The organism is Paraburkholderia sprentiae WSM5005 (assembly GCF_001865575.2).
GTDB lineage: Bacteria > Pseudomonadota > Gammaproteobacteria > Burkholderiales > Burkholderiaceae > Paraburkholderia > Paraburkholderia sprentiae.
In genome coordinates, this window is record NZ_CP017562.2 from 1,606,193 (window position 1) to 1,620,134 (window position 13,942).

At 66.0% G+C, this 13,942-nt stretch carries 13 protein-coding genes; 7 read left to right on the forward strand and 6 right to left on the reverse strand.

Annotated elements, in window-relative coordinates:
* Positions 1–60: 60 nt before the first annotated feature.
* Positions 61–726, reverse strand: a complete 666-nt coding sequence (locus BJG93_RS24050) for a C39 family peptidase (RefSeq protein ID WP_051374170.1) — start codon at positions 724–726, stop codon at positions 61–63.
* Between the two features lie 32 nt (positions 727–758).
* Positions 759–2,099 (reverse strand): NAD(P)/FAD-dependent oxidoreductase, encoded by a 1,341-nt coding sequence (locus BJG93_RS24055; RefSeq protein ID WP_027193853.1) that lies wholly within the window; start codon positions 2,097–2,099, stop codon positions 759–761.
* A gap of 161 nt (positions 2,100–2,260) precedes the next feature.
* On the opposite strand from BJG93_RS24055, the gene BJG93_RS24060 reads away from it, so the two are divergent.
* The 3 genes from BJG93_RS24060 (at position 2,261) to BJG93_RS24070 (ending at position 5,034) form a co-directional block, all read left to right on the forward strand.
* Positions 2,261–2,515, forward strand: coding sequence for a helix-turn-helix domain-containing protein (locus BJG93_RS24060; protein WP_027193854.1), 255 nt, complete (start codon positions 2,261–2,263; stop codon positions 2,513–2,515).
* A 1-nt stretch (position 2,516) separates the two neighbouring features.
* On the forward strand, positions 2,517–3,857 hold the full coding sequence (locus BJG93_RS24065) for a type II toxin-antitoxin system HipA family toxin (RefSeq protein ID WP_027193855.1): 1,341 nt from the start codon (positions 2,517–2,519) through the stop codon (positions 3,855–3,857).
* A gap of 322 nt (positions 3,858–4,179) precedes the next feature.
* Positions 4,180–5,034 carry a helix-turn-helix domain-containing protein gene (locus tag BJG93_RS24070; RefSeq protein ID WP_027193856.1) on the forward strand — a complete coding sequence of 285 codons (855 nt, stop codon included), beginning with the start codon at positions 4,180–4,182 and terminating at the stop codon, positions 5,032–5,034.
* A gap of 47 nt (positions 5,035–5,081) precedes the next feature.
* Here BJG93_RS24070 and BJG93_RS24075 read toward each other — a convergent pair whose 3' ends face one another.
* Both BJG93_RS24075 and BJG93_RS24080 read right to left on the reverse strand, forming a co-directional pair.
* The gene (locus BJG93_RS24075) at positions 5,082–6,926 is read right to left on the reverse strand and encodes an ATP-binding response regulator (protein ID WP_027193857.1); all 1,845 of its coding nucleotides are present in this window, start codon (positions 6,924–6,926) and stop codon (positions 5,082–5,084) included.
* Positions 6,896–7,465 carry a molybdopterin-dependent oxidoreductase gene (locus tag BJG93_RS24080; RefSeq protein WP_027193858.1) on the reverse strand — a complete coding sequence of 190 codons (570 nt, stop codon included), beginning with the start codon at positions 7,463–7,465 and terminating at the stop codon, positions 6,896–6,898. Before BJG93_RS24080 ends, BJG93_RS24075 begins: the two co-directional genes overlap by 31 nt.
* A gap of 267 nt (positions 7,466–7,732) precedes the next feature.
* On the opposite strand from BJG93_RS24080, the gene BJG93_RS24085 reads away from it, so the two are divergent.
* The gene (locus tag BJG93_RS24085; RefSeq protein WP_027193859.1) at positions 7,733–8,680 is read left to right on the forward strand and encodes a phosphoribosyltransferase; all 948 of its coding nucleotides are present in this window, start codon (positions 7,733–7,735) and stop codon (positions 8,678–8,680) included.
* 40 nt (positions 8,681–8,720) lie between these two features.
* Here BJG93_RS24085 and BJG93_RS24090 read toward each other — a convergent pair whose 3' ends face one another.
* The gene (locus BJG93_RS24090) at positions 8,721–10,388 is read right to left on the reverse strand and encodes an ATP-binding domain-containing protein (protein ID WP_027193860.1); all 1,668 of its coding nucleotides are present in this window, start codon (positions 10,386–10,388) and stop codon (positions 8,721–8,723) included.
* 242 nt (positions 10,389–10,630) lie between these two features.
* On the opposite strand from BJG93_RS24090, the gene BJG93_RS24095 reads away from it, so the two are divergent.
* The gene (locus BJG93_RS24095) at positions 10,631–11,257 is read left to right on the forward strand and encodes a glutathione S-transferase family protein (protein ID WP_027193861.1); all 627 of its coding nucleotides are present in this window, start codon (positions 10,631–10,633) and stop codon (positions 11,255–11,257) included.
* A 99-nt stretch (positions 11,258–11,356) separates the two neighbouring features.
* Entirely contained in the window at positions 11,357–11,962 is a 606-nt protein-coding gene (locus tag BJG93_RS24100) for a Fur family transcriptional regulator (protein WP_027193862.1), read from the forward strand.
* A gap of 135 nt (positions 11,963–12,097) precedes the next feature.
* Here BJG93_RS24100 and BJG93_RS24105 read toward each other — a convergent pair whose 3' ends face one another.
* Entirely contained in the window at positions 12,098–12,622 is a 525-nt protein-coding gene (locus BJG93_RS24105) for a response regulator (RefSeq protein WP_027193863.1), read from the reverse strand.
* A 547-nt stretch (positions 12,623–13,169) separates the two neighbouring features.
* Between BJG93_RS24105 and BJG93_RS24110 the strand changes: the two genes are divergently transcribed.
* Positions 13,170–13,898: a ribonuclease activity regulator RraA gene (locus BJG93_RS24110; RefSeq protein WP_027193864.1), complete on the forward strand. Its 729-nt coding sequence runs from the start codon at positions 13,170–13,172 to the stop codon at positions 13,896–13,898.
* The last annotated feature ends 44 nt before the right edge of the window (positions 13,899–13,942 follow it).

Below are 13,942 nucleotides of genomic sequence, written 5' to 3' on the forward strand. Positions count from 1 at the left end.
TCGGTTGGTCATCGCGTCACCGTAACCGAGCGCAAATAAATTGGCCAGTCGTGTGCCGTTCTACTGCGCGCCGTTTTTGCCGCGACTTTTGTCGCCGTTCCTGCCGCTGCCGACCGTCATCCCCCGCCCCGCATAGAATCGCGACATCGTCGCGAACGGCAGGTACACGTCGGCCTGATACGGCGCGACGCCCGATGGATTGTGAAACCACACGCCGTCGCGATCCCGGCCGTGAAGCAGAATCAGATGCCCTCCTCGCCGCCGGTTCGGCCGCGCCGGATAGCGGATCTCGGGGCTCACCGACACGATCGCGAGCGTGTCGGGGTCGAGCCGCGCCGCGATCTCCTCGAGCGAAGCCTGCGGCAGCACGTCGATCTCCAGGCCGAACGCGGCGCCCGCCCAGTCGGCGAACGGCCGGTAGATCAGACCGTCGACGCCGCCATCGTCGCGCAGCCGGTACACGTCGTGGCGCAGCGCGTCGTCGAGCAACGCGGCGCGCGACGCGTGATCGATGCCCCAGTAGTCGAGCGCCGATTCGAGGCAGGTCAGCCCGCACAGCCGTTGCGCCCAGAAGCGATAGCGCTCGGGGTCGGCAAAACCGCTGCGCTGCCAGTGCGGGTCTTCGCACGGGTCGCGCTGCTGTTCGACGATGTCGCGCACCCACTCGGGGCTACCCCATTGCGTGTAGTACGGAACGTCGGCGTGGCGGAGAACGGGTTCGGTCATCAGTGGCATGTGTCGTGTTGGGTTGCACGCGGTTACAGCATGCTGCGCGGCCGCTTCATCGTACCGTCGAAGAAACGCTGCAAGCGGAACGCCGACAGATCGAGCGACGGTTCGCCGCCATCGTTGAATTCAGCGAGCAGCTTGCCGACGATCGGCCCCATCGCAAAACCGTGACCGCAAAAGCCGGTCGCGATGGTCAGGCCGGGCACCTGCGGCGGCGCATCGATCACCGGAATGCCGTCGGGTAATACGTCGATGAGCCCGGCCCACGACTCGACCACCTGTGCGTCGCGCAACGCCGGAAACAGCGCGCGCAGCTTTTTCAGCGCGCGCGGCGCGTGGCGCGCGTTCGGCTGAGGATGCGGGTCGCGCGGATGTAGCACGCGTTCGGCGTCGGGCACGCCGCCCGGCAAACGCTCACGCAGATCCCGCAGACAAGCGCCGTTCAGATGGAAGCTGAACTTCTCGCGCTGCGTCCAGAGTTCCGGCAGAAACCATTTGAGGGCGCGGACATGACCGAGCGTCATGTCGACGTCGACTTGCATGTCGTCGGCGAGATTGATCGCGCCGCTCGCGCGCTGCCGGATGCCGAGGCCGTGGCCCCAGAACGTCGACGCCGTGACCGGCGGCAGCGGATTGGTGCGCATGCAGGTGCCGCGCACGGCCTGTTGCGGGAGTTCCAGGCCCAGCGTCCTGAGCAGCCGCCAGCTACTGGCACCGGCCACGCAGACGAAGCGGGAGGTACGAATCGTGCCGCGCTCGGTGACCACGCCAGCGATCGCGCCGCCCGCGCGTTCGACGCCGACCACGCCGCAGCCCTCGAAAAACAGCGCGCCGGCTTCGGCGGCGCGTGCCGCGAAGGCGGCGGCGACCCGGCGCGGCTCGGCCTGACCATCGCTCGGCGTGTACAGGCCGCCGAGCGCGGGACCCTGCATACCGGTCACGACGGCGTCGATCTGCCCACGGTCGAGCGTACGCGTATCGAGGCCGTACTGACGCGCGACATCGATCCATTGCTGGAAGGACGTCCACTCCTCATCGCGGCTGGCGACATACAGGCAGCCGCCCTGGCGCCATTCGAGATCGAAGTTCAGCTGACGCTCGAGTTCTTTCCACATTGGAATGCTCGCCATCATCAGCGGCACCTCGGCGGCTTCGCGACCCTGCTGACGCACGAAACCCCACGCGCGCGACGACTGCTGCCCGGCGATCCGCGACTTGTCGAGCACCACGACCGAGAGGCCATGTCGCGCCAGATAATAAGCGGCCGCGCAGCCCATGATGCCAGCACCGGCGATCACGACGTCGGCGCGGGCGGGGAATGACTGATCGGCGCGAGTGAAGGTGGAGTGCAGCGGATAGGTCGTGGTCATTGGGTGGGCGGGTTGCAGACGTGGGCGTCATCTTCGCAGCGTGAGCCGTTGTCCGCAATTATGCGTCGCACGAATACTCGGCATTTATCCGTCATGCAAATATTTGACAAATATTCGCGTAACGCATAAATTGCGTTTATTCGCCCCACAGATAATCCGTCATGCTCCACCTGATCGCCACGTCGGACCAACTCGCGCAGCTGCTGGCGGCCAGCCGCCGCCAGGCCGGCCTCACGCAGATCGAGGCGGCCGCGCGCGTCGGCGTGAGCCAAAGCCGCATTTCCGCGCTCGAGACCGACGCGAGCGGGCTCACGATCACACAGCTGCTGGCTTTGTGCGGCGCCTACGGCCTGCAACTGCAGTTGCGCGACAAAAATCAGCCGGGCGCATTGCCGGCGCCGAACGTGGAGTGGTGAGATGGCCCGGCAAACCGCTTCGAAGGCCTTGTCGGTGTGGGCCAACGGCGAGCGCGTCGGGCTCTGGCGGCTGCCCGCCCGCGGCCCGATGGAATTTTCCTACGACGCCGCGTGGATCGCGTCGGCCGCGGGACGTCCGCTGTCGCTGTCGCTGCCGTTCACGCCCGGCAACATGACGCATAAAGGACCGCGGGTGCTGAACTACTTCGACAACCTGCTGCCTGACAGCGACGTCATCCGCAAACGCATCGCGCAGCGCTACCGGACCGAAACGCTCGAAGCGTTCGACCTGCTGCAGGCAATCGGCCGCGACTGCGTCGGCGCGGTCCAACTGCTCGCCGAAGACGACGCGCCGGCCGGGGTCCAGCGGATCGAAGGCACGCCGCTGTCCGACGACGAAATCGAGGCGCTGCTCGCGCAAACGGTCGGCAAACCGCCGCTCGGCGCGCCCGACGAGGCCGACGGCTTCCGCATCTCGCTCGCCGGCGCGCAGGAGAAAACCGCGCTGCTGTGGCACCACGGGCGATGGCAGCGGCCGCTCGGCGCGACGCCGACCACGCACATCTTCAAGCTGCCGCTCGGGCTGGTTGGCAACCGGCTCGCCGATCTCAGCACCTCGGTCGAAAACGAGTGGCTGTGTCTGCGGATTCTGCGCGCGTTCGGCCTGCCCGTCGCGAACGCCGAGGTGCTCAGGTTCGGCAAGCAGCGCGTGCTCGCCGTCGAACGCTTCGACCGGCAGATGCATTCGAGCGGCACATGGCTGCTGCGTCTGCCGCAGGAAGATTTCTGCCAGGTGTACGGCGTGCCGTCGCATCGCAAGTACGAAAACGAGGGCGGCCCCGGCGTGCTCGACCTTGCGCGGGTTCTCCAGCAATCGGTCGACGCGCGGCAGGACATCGAGACCCTGCTCGCGAGCCAGATCCTGTTCTGGATGCTGGCCGCGCCGGACGGCCACGCGAAGAACTTCAGCATCCGCCTGCTCGCGGGTGGCCAGTACCGTCTGACGCCGCTCTACGACGTGATGTCGATCTGGCCGGTCGAAGGCAATGGCCCGAACCAGTGGTCCTGGTACAAGGCGCGGCTTGCGATGGGTCTGTGGTCGCGCAGCAAGCACGATGCGTTTCGCGACGTGCAGCGGCGTCACTTCAACGCGATGGCGTTGAAGTGCTCATATGGCGCCGACGCCGAGCCGCTGATCCAGCGCCTGATCGAACAGACGCCCGGTGTGATCGAGCGGGTCTCGGCGGAGTTGCCCGAGCGCTTTCCGGGCAAGGTCGCCGAGCGGATTTTCAAAGGACTTCACAATTCGGCGGCCCGGCTCGACACGATGCCGGCAAGCTGAAGGCGGAGCGCCCGCGCTTCGCGGCATGCAGCCCGAGTTCTCGTGCTGCGCAGTCCTCATTCGTGGATTCCCTAAAGTTTCGTCACCGTTTCACCGGTAAAATGCTTTTGATGCGTAACGCATCAGAATGCATCGGCACGGCCGTTGCGTCGCTGGCATTAGCGACTTCGCGGGCGGTCTGACAAAATCATAAATTGTGGATTTTTGAGGTACATTTGCGGTCCCGCGTCGCCGATTCATGCGCCTTGCATGGGCAAGGTCGGCCTGCTCCTGTCGAACGCGCTTCACTTGTACCTATTAACCCGGCGGATTTTCACGCAGCATGGCGAACGAAACACACTCACCCGACTCCCTCGCGGTTGCCGAGCGCGTGCGCGAGTTGATGAGCCGGCACGGAATCGGCAAGCGCCAGCAAACCACCGAGCTATGCCGCATCCTCGATCTGAGTTTTTCTCAGGGGCACCGCAAACTGCGCGGCAACAGTCCGTGGACTCTGTCGCAGATCAAGAAAGTCGCCGAGGTATTCGACGAACCTGCGGCGCAGCTGTTCGGCGCGCAGTCGCTCGATCCGGGCGTCGTCGGCGCGATCGCCCAGGAGGCGGTGTTCTGCGTCGGCGCGACCGAAATCGCCTGCACCGCATGGGTCGGCGCCGCGCTCGAACCGGGTAGCCGTCCGGAGTTCGTCGCGTATTCGCGGCTCGGTCAATGGCGCGTCGCGCGTCATGATGGCGCGCTGTATCAGAGCGCGTACGAAGTCCACAAGATCGAGATCTATCCGCGCCGCGCCGAAACCGACAAGCCCGCCATCGCGGTGGTCGACGACGATCGCGCAAGCGCCGACAACCTGCGCGACTATCTGGAGCGTAGCGGCTTCACGGCGGTCGCGATCTATGGCCTCGCGGCCTTCAGCGAACAGTTGCAGACGCAGGTGTTCGACGGCGTCATCATCGATTGGCTGTTCGGCGCGCAGACCGCGGCGGCCGCGATTCGCGCGGTGCGCGCGTCGGAGAATCCGGACGCACCGATCTTCGTGCTGACCGGCGAGCTGCTGACCGGCAAGGCCAGCGAATCCGAGATCAGCGAGGTGATCCGCGATTACGACGTCGCGTGCTACGAGAAGCCCGCGCGCATGGCGATTCTGGTCGCCGATCTGTCGAAGCGGCTGAATCGGCCTTGAACCGCGGCGCCGATGCGCCCTGTGTGCGGCGCTACGCCCTCACGCCTTCACGCCTGATGCGCGGCCAGCGCCCGCTGCAGCGCATGCTTCAGATCCTCGTAATGGACTGGCTTTAACAGCGCCTCGAACACCGACGGCGCGCCAGTCGCGCCATGGGCACCATTGCGCGCGACCTCCGGCGCGTACGCGCTGACCACGATCACCGGCACGCCCGCCGACGGTCCGCCGCGCGTCGCGAAGTCTTCGAGAAACGTGTAGCCGTCGCGCTCCGGCATGTGCAGATCGAGCAGCACCACTTCGCAGCGGTGTGTATCGAGCCACGCGAGCGCGTCGTCGGCATTGCCGAGTGCCAGCGAGTCGTAGCCCATGTGCGCGATCATTTCGCTGAGCGACTCGCGGATCAGTCGGTTATCGTCGATGATCAGCACGCACGGCCGCGCGCTGCCCGGCTCGGCTTGCGCCGCGACGTCGGCCGGTTCGACGGTCGCGACCGGCGCGACCGGAATCGTCACCGTGAACGTGGTGCCCTCCCCGACCGTGCTCGCGACATCGACGGTGCCGCCAAACAGCTTCACCAGCCCCTGCACGATCGCGAGCCCCATGCCCGCGCCTTCGAAGCGGCGCGCGCGCGACGCGTCGAGCTGCGTGAACTCCTCGAAGATCAGCGGGATCTGCGCAGACGGCACGCCCGGCCCGGTATCGCTGACGACGAAAACCAGCAGCGCCGGCTGCTGCCGCAATTCGACGCGCACCGTGCCGGTCTCGGTGTAGCGGATCGCGTTGGTGACGAGGTTGTTGACGATCTGCCGGATGCGGTGCGGGTCCGACTCGACGAGCCCGCTCACGCCGCTCGCCTCGCTTTCGAGCTTGAGCCCGCGCACTCCGGCGAACCCCGTGTGTTCATCGACGATCGATGCCAGCAGTTCGCGCGGCTCGAAATGCTGGTGCCGCAGTTCGAGCTTGCCGGCGCCCAGGCGCGCGTAATCGGTCAGATCCTTCATTTGCGCTTCGAGATGGCGCGCCGCGGTTTCGAGCCGCTGAATCACCTTGCGGTCGGCCTCCGAGTGATAGTTGAAGCCGAGCAGTTCGACCGACGACACGATCGCATGCAACGGCGTGCGCAGCTCGTGGCTGATCATGCCGAGAAACGCGTCCTTCGCGAGGCTCGCCTCGCGCGCCGCGCGGCTCGCCTGATGCTCGGCTTCCAGCGCCGCGCGTTGCTGACGCATGAGCCGCGTGCGGCGTCGGCCGTTAAGCACCAATAGCAGCGTCGCTGCGGCCGACAGCAACAGCAGCAACAGACCGCCCGCGAACAGCATGCGGCGCTTGTCGATGAAGTCGCGGTTCATCGCCTCGCGATCGGCGACATCGGCGAAGCGGCGCGACAGCGCGAGATCGTTGACCTCGCTCCAGTGCTGGCGCAGCTGCGCGTCGATCCGCACGGCACGGGCACGCTCGCGCGGCAGTACGTCGAGCTCGGGCTGGATGTCGTCGAGCACATTCTCGAGCGCGTTGATTTCGTCGAGCTGCCGCTGCAGTAAAGCGAGCCGCGACGCGAGCCGCTGCGTCGAGCCGGCCATGACGCGCAGCTTCGATTGCAGCAGCTGGAAGCGCAGCAGCAGCCGCTGATAGTCGTCGTCGGCACCGGACTCGTACAGCAGCAGCTGGTTCTCGAAGCGCGCGTACGCAATCTGCAGTTGCGCGGCGTCCCAGTAAAAACCGTCGTAGGTGCCGGTCAACTGCTCGGTCGCGCGCGGATTCAACAGGTTCGCATACAGGAGATAGCCGATCGCGCCGACGGGCGCCGCGAGCGCCGTTAGCCAGATCAGCACGTACAACACGCGCCGCCACGGACGGCGCGCTATTTGACGATGAGGGCCTTGATCTGCCATATGAATTTCGAGTCGCCGACCGCGCCAGTCAGTTCATCCGGAAAAGCGTCGCGCGGGTAGATCAGGAACAGCGGCCCGAAGTCGCTAAGTTTCAGGCGCTGGCCGTTCATGCTGTACGCGACGATTACGCCGTAGCGTTCGCAGTCCGTTACCGGCACGCTGTAGGTGTAGTCGTCGAACGTGCGGAACTCGATTTCCGTGCCGTGCGCGCCGACAGCCTTCAGGATGTCGGCGAGCCGAGGGCCGGTGAACGTCGAGCGTGGCGTCCAGGTGGTCGAGGTCGTGATCGTATGCGCGGGCAGCGCGAGCAGTTGGGCCTCGCTAAAGTGATAAGTGCGATGCGCGGCGTCGTTGGTGTTGGCGATCTTGCCCTCTACGTCGAGCGATAGCGCCGGCAACGGCCGTGCGCTCGGCTGCGCGTACGCGCAACAGACGGCCAACCCGACGACCAGCCCAGCCAGCAGCGTCAGCCGGCGCCTCGGCCAGGGCACACCAGTTCCGCCGCTCGCATTGCGCGGCGTTGCAATCACGTTGGCCATTTCGTTTTTTTATCCGTTTTCGTTGATTCGCCGGAGCGCCGGCGGCGACACGCCCAGCCGATCTCATTGCACGCGAAGTATTACGCCGTGCCGTGCCGTCAAACGCGCGCGACCCCGACGCGCGACCTTTGACCCGCATGCATAATATCGCCAAAATCCGCTGTCTCAAAAGCGGGCTAGCCGCAGTGCCGCGCCAGCGCGTCAGTCGCGCCGGAAGCGCATCCCGCGAACCATTGCCTTGCATCGCGCCACGGCGCCTCGACAGTCATGAACAAGCCGGTCCTGCCTCTGACATACGAACAGCTCGATCACTGGATCGAATCGCTGCAGCCCACGCTGCTCGCCGAGCGTTTCACGATGGCCTTGGGCATTCTGCGCGGCGGCGCACCGCTCGCGCTGATGGTGTCGCACGCGGTCGGCGCGCCGGTCGCGTTCCTGCGCTACGACCGCCAGGCGCGCGCGGTCGCATGGGATTCGACGCTGCCGATCCCGCCCGCGGGATCGAAGGTGCTGTTGTGCGAGGACATCGCAGGGCGCGGTTTCACGCTCGTCGATTGCATCGCGTTTCTGCAGCGGCATGGGCTCGTGGTCAAAACGCTGACCGGCGCGGTCGATGATCTGAGCCGCGTGCAGCCCGACTACGCGATCGACGCGCGCGGCTACTTCACCCTCTTTCCATGGGAGCGCCAGGCGTACACCGAGCGCTACCGCGACGACTGGGCACGCGTCGAAGCCGGCGCCGCGGCCGCGATGGCCAACGACCACGAATACGCGGCATATGCGATCGACCTCGACGGCATTCTGCTGCCCGACGTACCGCTCGCGCGCTACGACGAAGATCTCGCCGCCGCGCTCGCCGAGCGCGACGCGCTGCTGCCCTTCGAGGTACTGCCCGGCATCGACCTGCGGCACGTGCTCACGATCGTCACGGGCCGCCCGGAAATGGATCGCGCGCGCACCGAAGCGTGGCTCGCGCGCCACGGCTTCGCTCACCTGCAACTGGTGATGCGCGCGCCCGGCCTGCACGACGACAGCCCCGCCGGCGCGGCCGCGCACAAGGCGAGCGCGGCGCTACGAGCGGGTGTCACGCACTTCGTCGAAAGCGATCCGGTGCAGGCGCTGCTGATCGCGCAGCAGGCGCCGTTGCTGCGCGTGATCTGGTGGGATGCGCTGACGCGCACCGGCATGCTGGTGAGCGCAAGGGCGTGGAGTTGAGCGCAGCGATCTGAGCGGACGCAGCGCCGGCGCGCCACCGCTACGTCTCCTTGCGCTCGCGCAGTTGCAAATGCCGTGCGGCCCGCTGCGACGCGACGACGATCAGCTTCATCGTCGCGCGCGTCGCGCCGACGAACAGCTTGCGCGCGATGCGTTCGTCGAAGGTCTCGAAGTCGATCTCGGTGAAGATCACGCACGGCGCCGCCTGCCCCTTGAAGCGGTAGATCGATTCGAACAGCACGTCGCCTTCGCGATACTCCGGGTTGCCGAACAGATCGTACTTGCCGGTGAAGCTGCGCAGCCGATGCGGTCCGAGATGATCGAGCGCGCTCATCGCCGAGCTTTCGCGGCCGCGGAACGACAGCACCGCGATGTCCTGCTTGCGAAAACCGAGCGATAGGGCCTGCGTGATTGCGCGCTTGGTTGCGTCGATACTGCTTTGGGCGCCCTGCGCTTCGTCGTAGACCGACACCGACACCTCCGAGCCGTCGAACGGACTGCCCGACGCAAGCGCCGCGGCGAGCGGCACCGACGCGCCCAGCACGTCACGCACATAGTCGAGAATGTCGCGCGGACTGCGGTAATTGGTGGTTTCTTTGAGCGTGGTCCAGCCGGGCAACGAGACCGGCTCGCGCATGTATAGATTCTGCAGCGGGTCTTCGAGCCACCACCAGGCGCCGCCCGGCCGCAGCAGCCGCTCGAGCGCGGCAATCCACGGTTGCTGGAAATCCTGGCCTTCGTCGACGATCAGCGTGTCGAATTGCCAGCGCGCCTCGATCGGCGTGTCGGCGAATACGGTCTCCAGTTGATCGAACACCTGCGCGGACTGGAAATCGGGCGCGCGGCCCGCGTCGCGCGCGATCCAGTCGCACAGCTGGTGATAGTTCGCGACCTTCGCCTGCGGCGGCGCGACCCGCGCGATGTGATCGGCGAGCGGCCGGTTGAAGCATACATACAACGGCCGCTCGCCACGCGCGACGGCGTCCTTCATGACCTGCACCGCGAGTTGCGTTTTGCCGGAGCCGGCCGTGCCGATCACGCGCAAACGGAACGGCGCGAATTCGAGCCGCCGGGCCCATGTCGCGAGTCCGCCCGCGAGGCGCGTGACGAGCGTGCCCGCCTGCCCCACGAGCGCGCTCGTGTCCGGCGTCAACGCCAGTTCGTCGGCGAGAAAGTGGTGGATTTTCGACGCACAGGGAAGCCGCGGTTCATCGGCCGGAAGCGCTTCGCGGATGATCGCCGCGAGCCGCTCGCGCCGCGTCGCGTCGACGATGCGCGCGGGATTCACGCCGGCGATCGCCGCATCCTTGACGATGTGGTCGGGACAATACAGCAGTTCCTCGATGAAATACGTGCCCGCGCCGAACGCTGCGGTAAAACGCCGGTGCAGACTCTCGATCGTATGCGCGAGCGCGATCGCGACGTTGCGTTCGGTCTGCAGATACACCTTGACGAGTCCCTTCGGCGTTTCGCGCAGGAAGCCGGTCTTCTGCTCGATGATCATCAGGCGCCCGGCGGGACTCACAATCACGAAATCGGCCTCGCCGAACACGGAGAAGTTCTGGTTCAGACGCGTCCAATGCACACCGTGATACACGGTGTAATCGCCGGGCAGTGCCTTTTCGAGCAGCGCGAGCGTTTCGCGTTCGCGCGCCGCCGCGCCGGTCGCTTCGAGGCTTTTCCAGTCGTCGGGAACAATGCGGGCCATGCGGTGCCTTAGTGGGTTTGGATGCGTGAGTCCGCACGCGTCGGCTCAGTGCGCAATTCGGGGTGCGGCCATTGTACGCAACGCACTGGCGCGCTGGCGCGCTGACTCGCGCGGCATGCGCCTCCGCCCGCGGCGGTCTCGTGCCGTCATGCGCAAAGGTACGCGCTTCGTGTATCGTTACTGGCTGAACGCCGCGCGCCAGGCACGGCTTGCCAACCGTAAAGAGAAAAAGGATTAACCGGATGATTACGATCTGGGGACGCACCAACTCGGTCAACGTCCAGAAGGTTTTGTGGTGCTGCGACGAACTCGTGCTGCCGTTCGACCGCATCGACGCGGGCCTCCAATTCGGCCGCAACAACGACCCCGACTATCTCGCGATGAACCCGACCGGCAAGATTCCGACGCTGGTCGACGACGACTTCGTGCTGTGGGAATCCAACTCGATTCTGCGCTACCTGGCGATGCAATACGGCGAATCGAGCCTGCTGTATCCGGCCGAGCCAAAACTGCGTGCCAGCATCGACCGCTGGCTCGACTGGTCGCTGTCGACGCTGCAGCCTGTGGAACGTCCGGTGTTCTGGACGCTCGTGCGCACGCCGCAGGCCGAGCGCGACGCCGTGAAACTCGCCGCCGACGTGCAGGCGGTCACGCTGCTGTGGCGCCTGCTCGATACGCATCTGCAGGGCCGCTTCTTTCTCGAAGGCGACAAGTTCACGCTCGCCGATATCGTGATCGGCGCGTACGCGAAGCGCTGGTTCGGCGTCGACGGTTTGCAGCGGCCGCCGCTGCCCAATCTGGAGCGCTGGTATTCGCGTCTCGCGACGCGCTCCGGGTTCAAGAAGTATGTGGATTTTCCGCTGACCTGATCGGCCAGTTCACTGGCGGTTTCGTGAGCGTCGTCCGCGCGGGTCCGCCCTCCGGATGCCGGCGCGGCGGCCGATCCCGCATGCCTCTATAATCGACGCATGAAAACCGCCAAGTCCGCCGCGACCGGCCATCCGGTCGCTCCCACGCCTGCCGCCCCCGTCGCCGATGCACACGATCGTCATGCGCATCACGATGTGCATGAGCCGTCGCTCGCACACGGCTCGTCGCAGGAAGCGGCACTCGCACTCGCCGAGGAATATTGCCGCGAACGCGGCGAAAAGCTCACGCCGATCCGGCGTAAGGTGCTCGAACTGCTGCTGAACTCGGGTCGCGCGACCAAGGCCTATTCGCTGCTCGACGACATGCGCCAGATCCACCCCGGCTCGGCGCCGCCGACCGTCTATCGCGCGTTGGATTTTTTACTGTCGGCAGGGCTCGTGCATCGGATCGAATCGATCAATGCGTTCACTGTCTGTCATGATCTGACGCAATGCCAGCACGGCATTCTCGTCGTATGCCAGCACTGTGGCAGCGTCACCGAGTTGCATCAACCGAAGTTGCGGCAAGCGCTCGTCGCGCAGATCGAGGACGCGGGCTATCGGCTGGCGAGCGACGAAATCGAGTTGAAGGGACTGTGCGCGGCCTGTCAGGCGGCCGAAGCGGCCAGCACAACTGCGGCCGCGCCTGTGGCCGCGGCGAAATAGCGGCGCGCAACGCCGTGTGATGCACGGCGAAGCGCCGATGGCCGTGCGCTGCTTCCAGAAACGACGTCTCCCCGCCGCGCATCGGCCTGCCCTGTCCACACACCCGCTCCCACGAGCGGCGCTGCGAAGCGTCGATCACCCCGCCGCGCGGGCGTCGATCGCGTCATGCAGCAGCGTTACGAGCGCTTCAGGTACCGCGGGTTTGGTCATGAAATGCTGGAAGCCTTCGCCGATGCTGCGCAGGCGGTATGCGTCGTCGGTATGGCCGGTGAGCGCCACCGCCACCGAGGGGGAATGACCGCCGCAAATCTCGTGGTCGCGCAGCCGCTGGATCAGATAGAAGCCGTCCATGGCCGGCAAGTCGAGGTCGCAGACGACCGCGTCCGGAAGCAAGCGCATCGCCGCGACGACGCCCTCTTCCGCATCGGCGACCGCGCAAACCTTCGCGCCTTCCGCCTCGAGTAACAAGGTCAACGATTCCCGGCTGTCCGGGTCGTCCTCCACCAGCACGATCGTGGCGTGATCGAGCCTCATTGCTGCGTTCATTGTGTGTTGTTGCTCTGAAAAACCGGTTAGGCCGTCCGAAAGGGCCGAGGTTTCACTTCGTGTTTCATTTTGCTGATTGCCGCCGATTTGCGCAGCCAGGGTGTTGCTGTCCATGGTTCCGACTCGATTTCTCACGCCGAGTTGCAGACGGGTCCGCGATTGTAAAACATCGCTCAGCACCCTTCCCGAGTACAACGCGTGCGCACGGTAACGCGCCAAAATTGCACGCCGATGAAAAAACGGCGCTCGACGCATACCGCGATTTATCTGCTGACTCTGTCCGCAGTTTTCCGCGGCTCGCCGATTGCCGGCACCCGATTATGCGGCGCGGTCCGCACGAACCCCGTTCGCACGGCCCGCTCCACCCGGTATCGATTCTGTCCTTATATCGTTTGCGCGACGCGTCGCTGTGGTGCGGTTGGCGTCGCTCGCATCCGCAGACACTGTAAGCATGTCGCGTGCCTCGTCGCAGCGGTTCGCTTTGCGCGAACGAGGGCTGGGCAGCGTCTGTCGATAACCGGCGATGTATTGGCGCCGGGCTGCTAACGGGTGGCGCCGCGGCGCTATCATCGGGGGCGCGCATGCGCGGCATACTTCGCTTCGCGCTACCCGCACGCGCCTATCGATGTCCCCGCTTCCCAACCCGAGGCCACCCGACACCATGTCTGCCACATCACCCGCGCTTTGCACCGCCACGCTCGAGATCCTTCGTCACGTCAGCACCGCCACGCTCACCACGCAGCTGTTCAAGCGCGGTCTGCGCAACACCTTCATGCAGGGCGTCGCGCCGCTCGGTCCGCGGCGCGGTGCGAATCTGGTCGGGCCGGCGTTCACGCTGCGCAACATCCCGTCGCGCGAAGACATCGACGTGCTCGAGCTGTTCGCGGACCCGGAGTACGCGCAGCGCAAATGCGTCGAAACCATCCCGCCGGGCCATGTGCTCGTGCAGGATTGCCGCGGCGAGCGCGGCAGCGCGTCGTTCGGTTCGATTCTGTCGCTGCGTTTGCAGGTGCGCGGCGTTGCCGGGATGGTGTCCGACGGCCCGGTGCGCGACAGCGCGACGATCGCCGCGCTCGACATGCCGGTGTTCTGCGCGGGCGCGAGCGCGCCGCCCAATCTGATCCGCCATCACGCGGTCGATATCAATGTGCCGATCGGCTGTGGTGGAGTCGCGGTGTTTCCGGGCGATGTGATCGTCGGCGATGCGGATGGAGTCGTGGTGATTCCGCTGAAGATGGCCGACGACGTCGCGCAAGGCGCGGCGGACCAGGAACAGCTCGAAGCGTTTCTGACCGAAAGAATCAGTGCCGGCGCCGTGCTGCGCGGCACCTATCCGCCGAACGACGAGACCAAGGCGGCGTTCGACGAGTGGAAGAAAAAGCGAATCTAGGGCCTTTCCGGAGGGCACGACGACCGGTGGGCCGCACTGGCCGC

Excerpts from the sequence above, each read along its gene's own strand:
- BJG93_RS24050 (WP_051374170.1), bottom strand. The coding sequence starts at position 726 with ATGACCGAACCCGTTCTCCGCCACGCCGACGTTCCGTACTACACGCAA.
- BJG93_RS24055 (WP_027193853.1), bottom strand. The coding sequence starts at position 2,099 with ATGACCACGACCTATCCGCTGCACTCCACCTTCACTCGCGCCGATCAG.
- BJG93_RS24060 (WP_027193854.1), top strand. The coding sequence starts at position 2,261 with ATGCTCCACCTGATCGCCACGTCGGACCAACTCGCGCAGCTGCTGGCG.
- BJG93_RS24065 (WP_027193855.1), top strand. The coding sequence starts at position 2,517 with ATGGCCCGGCAAACCGCTTCGAAGGCCTTGTCGGTGTGGGCCAACGGC.
- BJG93_RS24070 (WP_027193856.1), top strand. The coding sequence starts at position 4,180 with ATGGCGAACGAAACACACTCACCCGACTCCCTCGCGGTTGCCGAGCGC.
- BJG93_RS24075 (WP_027193857.1), bottom strand. The coding sequence starts at position 6,926 with ATGGCAGATCAAGGCCCTCATCGTCAAATAGCGCGCCGTCCGTGGCGG.
- BJG93_RS24080 (WP_027193858.1), bottom strand. The coding sequence starts at position 7,465 with ATGGCCAACGTGATTGCAACGCCGCGCAATGCGAGCGGCGGAACTGGT.
- BJG93_RS24085 (WP_027193859.1), top strand. The coding sequence starts at position 7,733 with ATGAACAAGCCGGTCCTGCCTCTGACATACGAACAGCTCGATCACTGG.
- BJG93_RS24090 (WP_027193860.1), bottom strand. The coding sequence starts at position 10,388 with ATGGCCCGCATTGTTCCCGACGACTGGAAAAGCCTCGAAGCGACCGGC.
- BJG93_RS24095 (WP_027193861.1), top strand. The coding sequence starts at position 10,631 with ATGATTACGATCTGGGGACGCACCAACTCGGTCAACGTCCAGAAGGTT.
- BJG93_RS24100 (WP_027193862.1), top strand. The coding sequence starts at position 11,357 with ATGAAAACCGCCAAGTCCGCCGCGACCGGCCATCCGGTCGCTCCCACG.
- BJG93_RS24105 (WP_027193863.1), bottom strand. The coding sequence starts at position 12,622 with ATGGACAGCAACACCCTGGCTGCGCAAATCGGCGGCAATCAGCAAAAT.
- BJG93_RS24110 (WP_027193864.1), top strand. The coding sequence starts at position 13,170 with ATGTCTGCCACATCACCCGCGCTTTGCACCGCCACGCTCGAGATCCTT.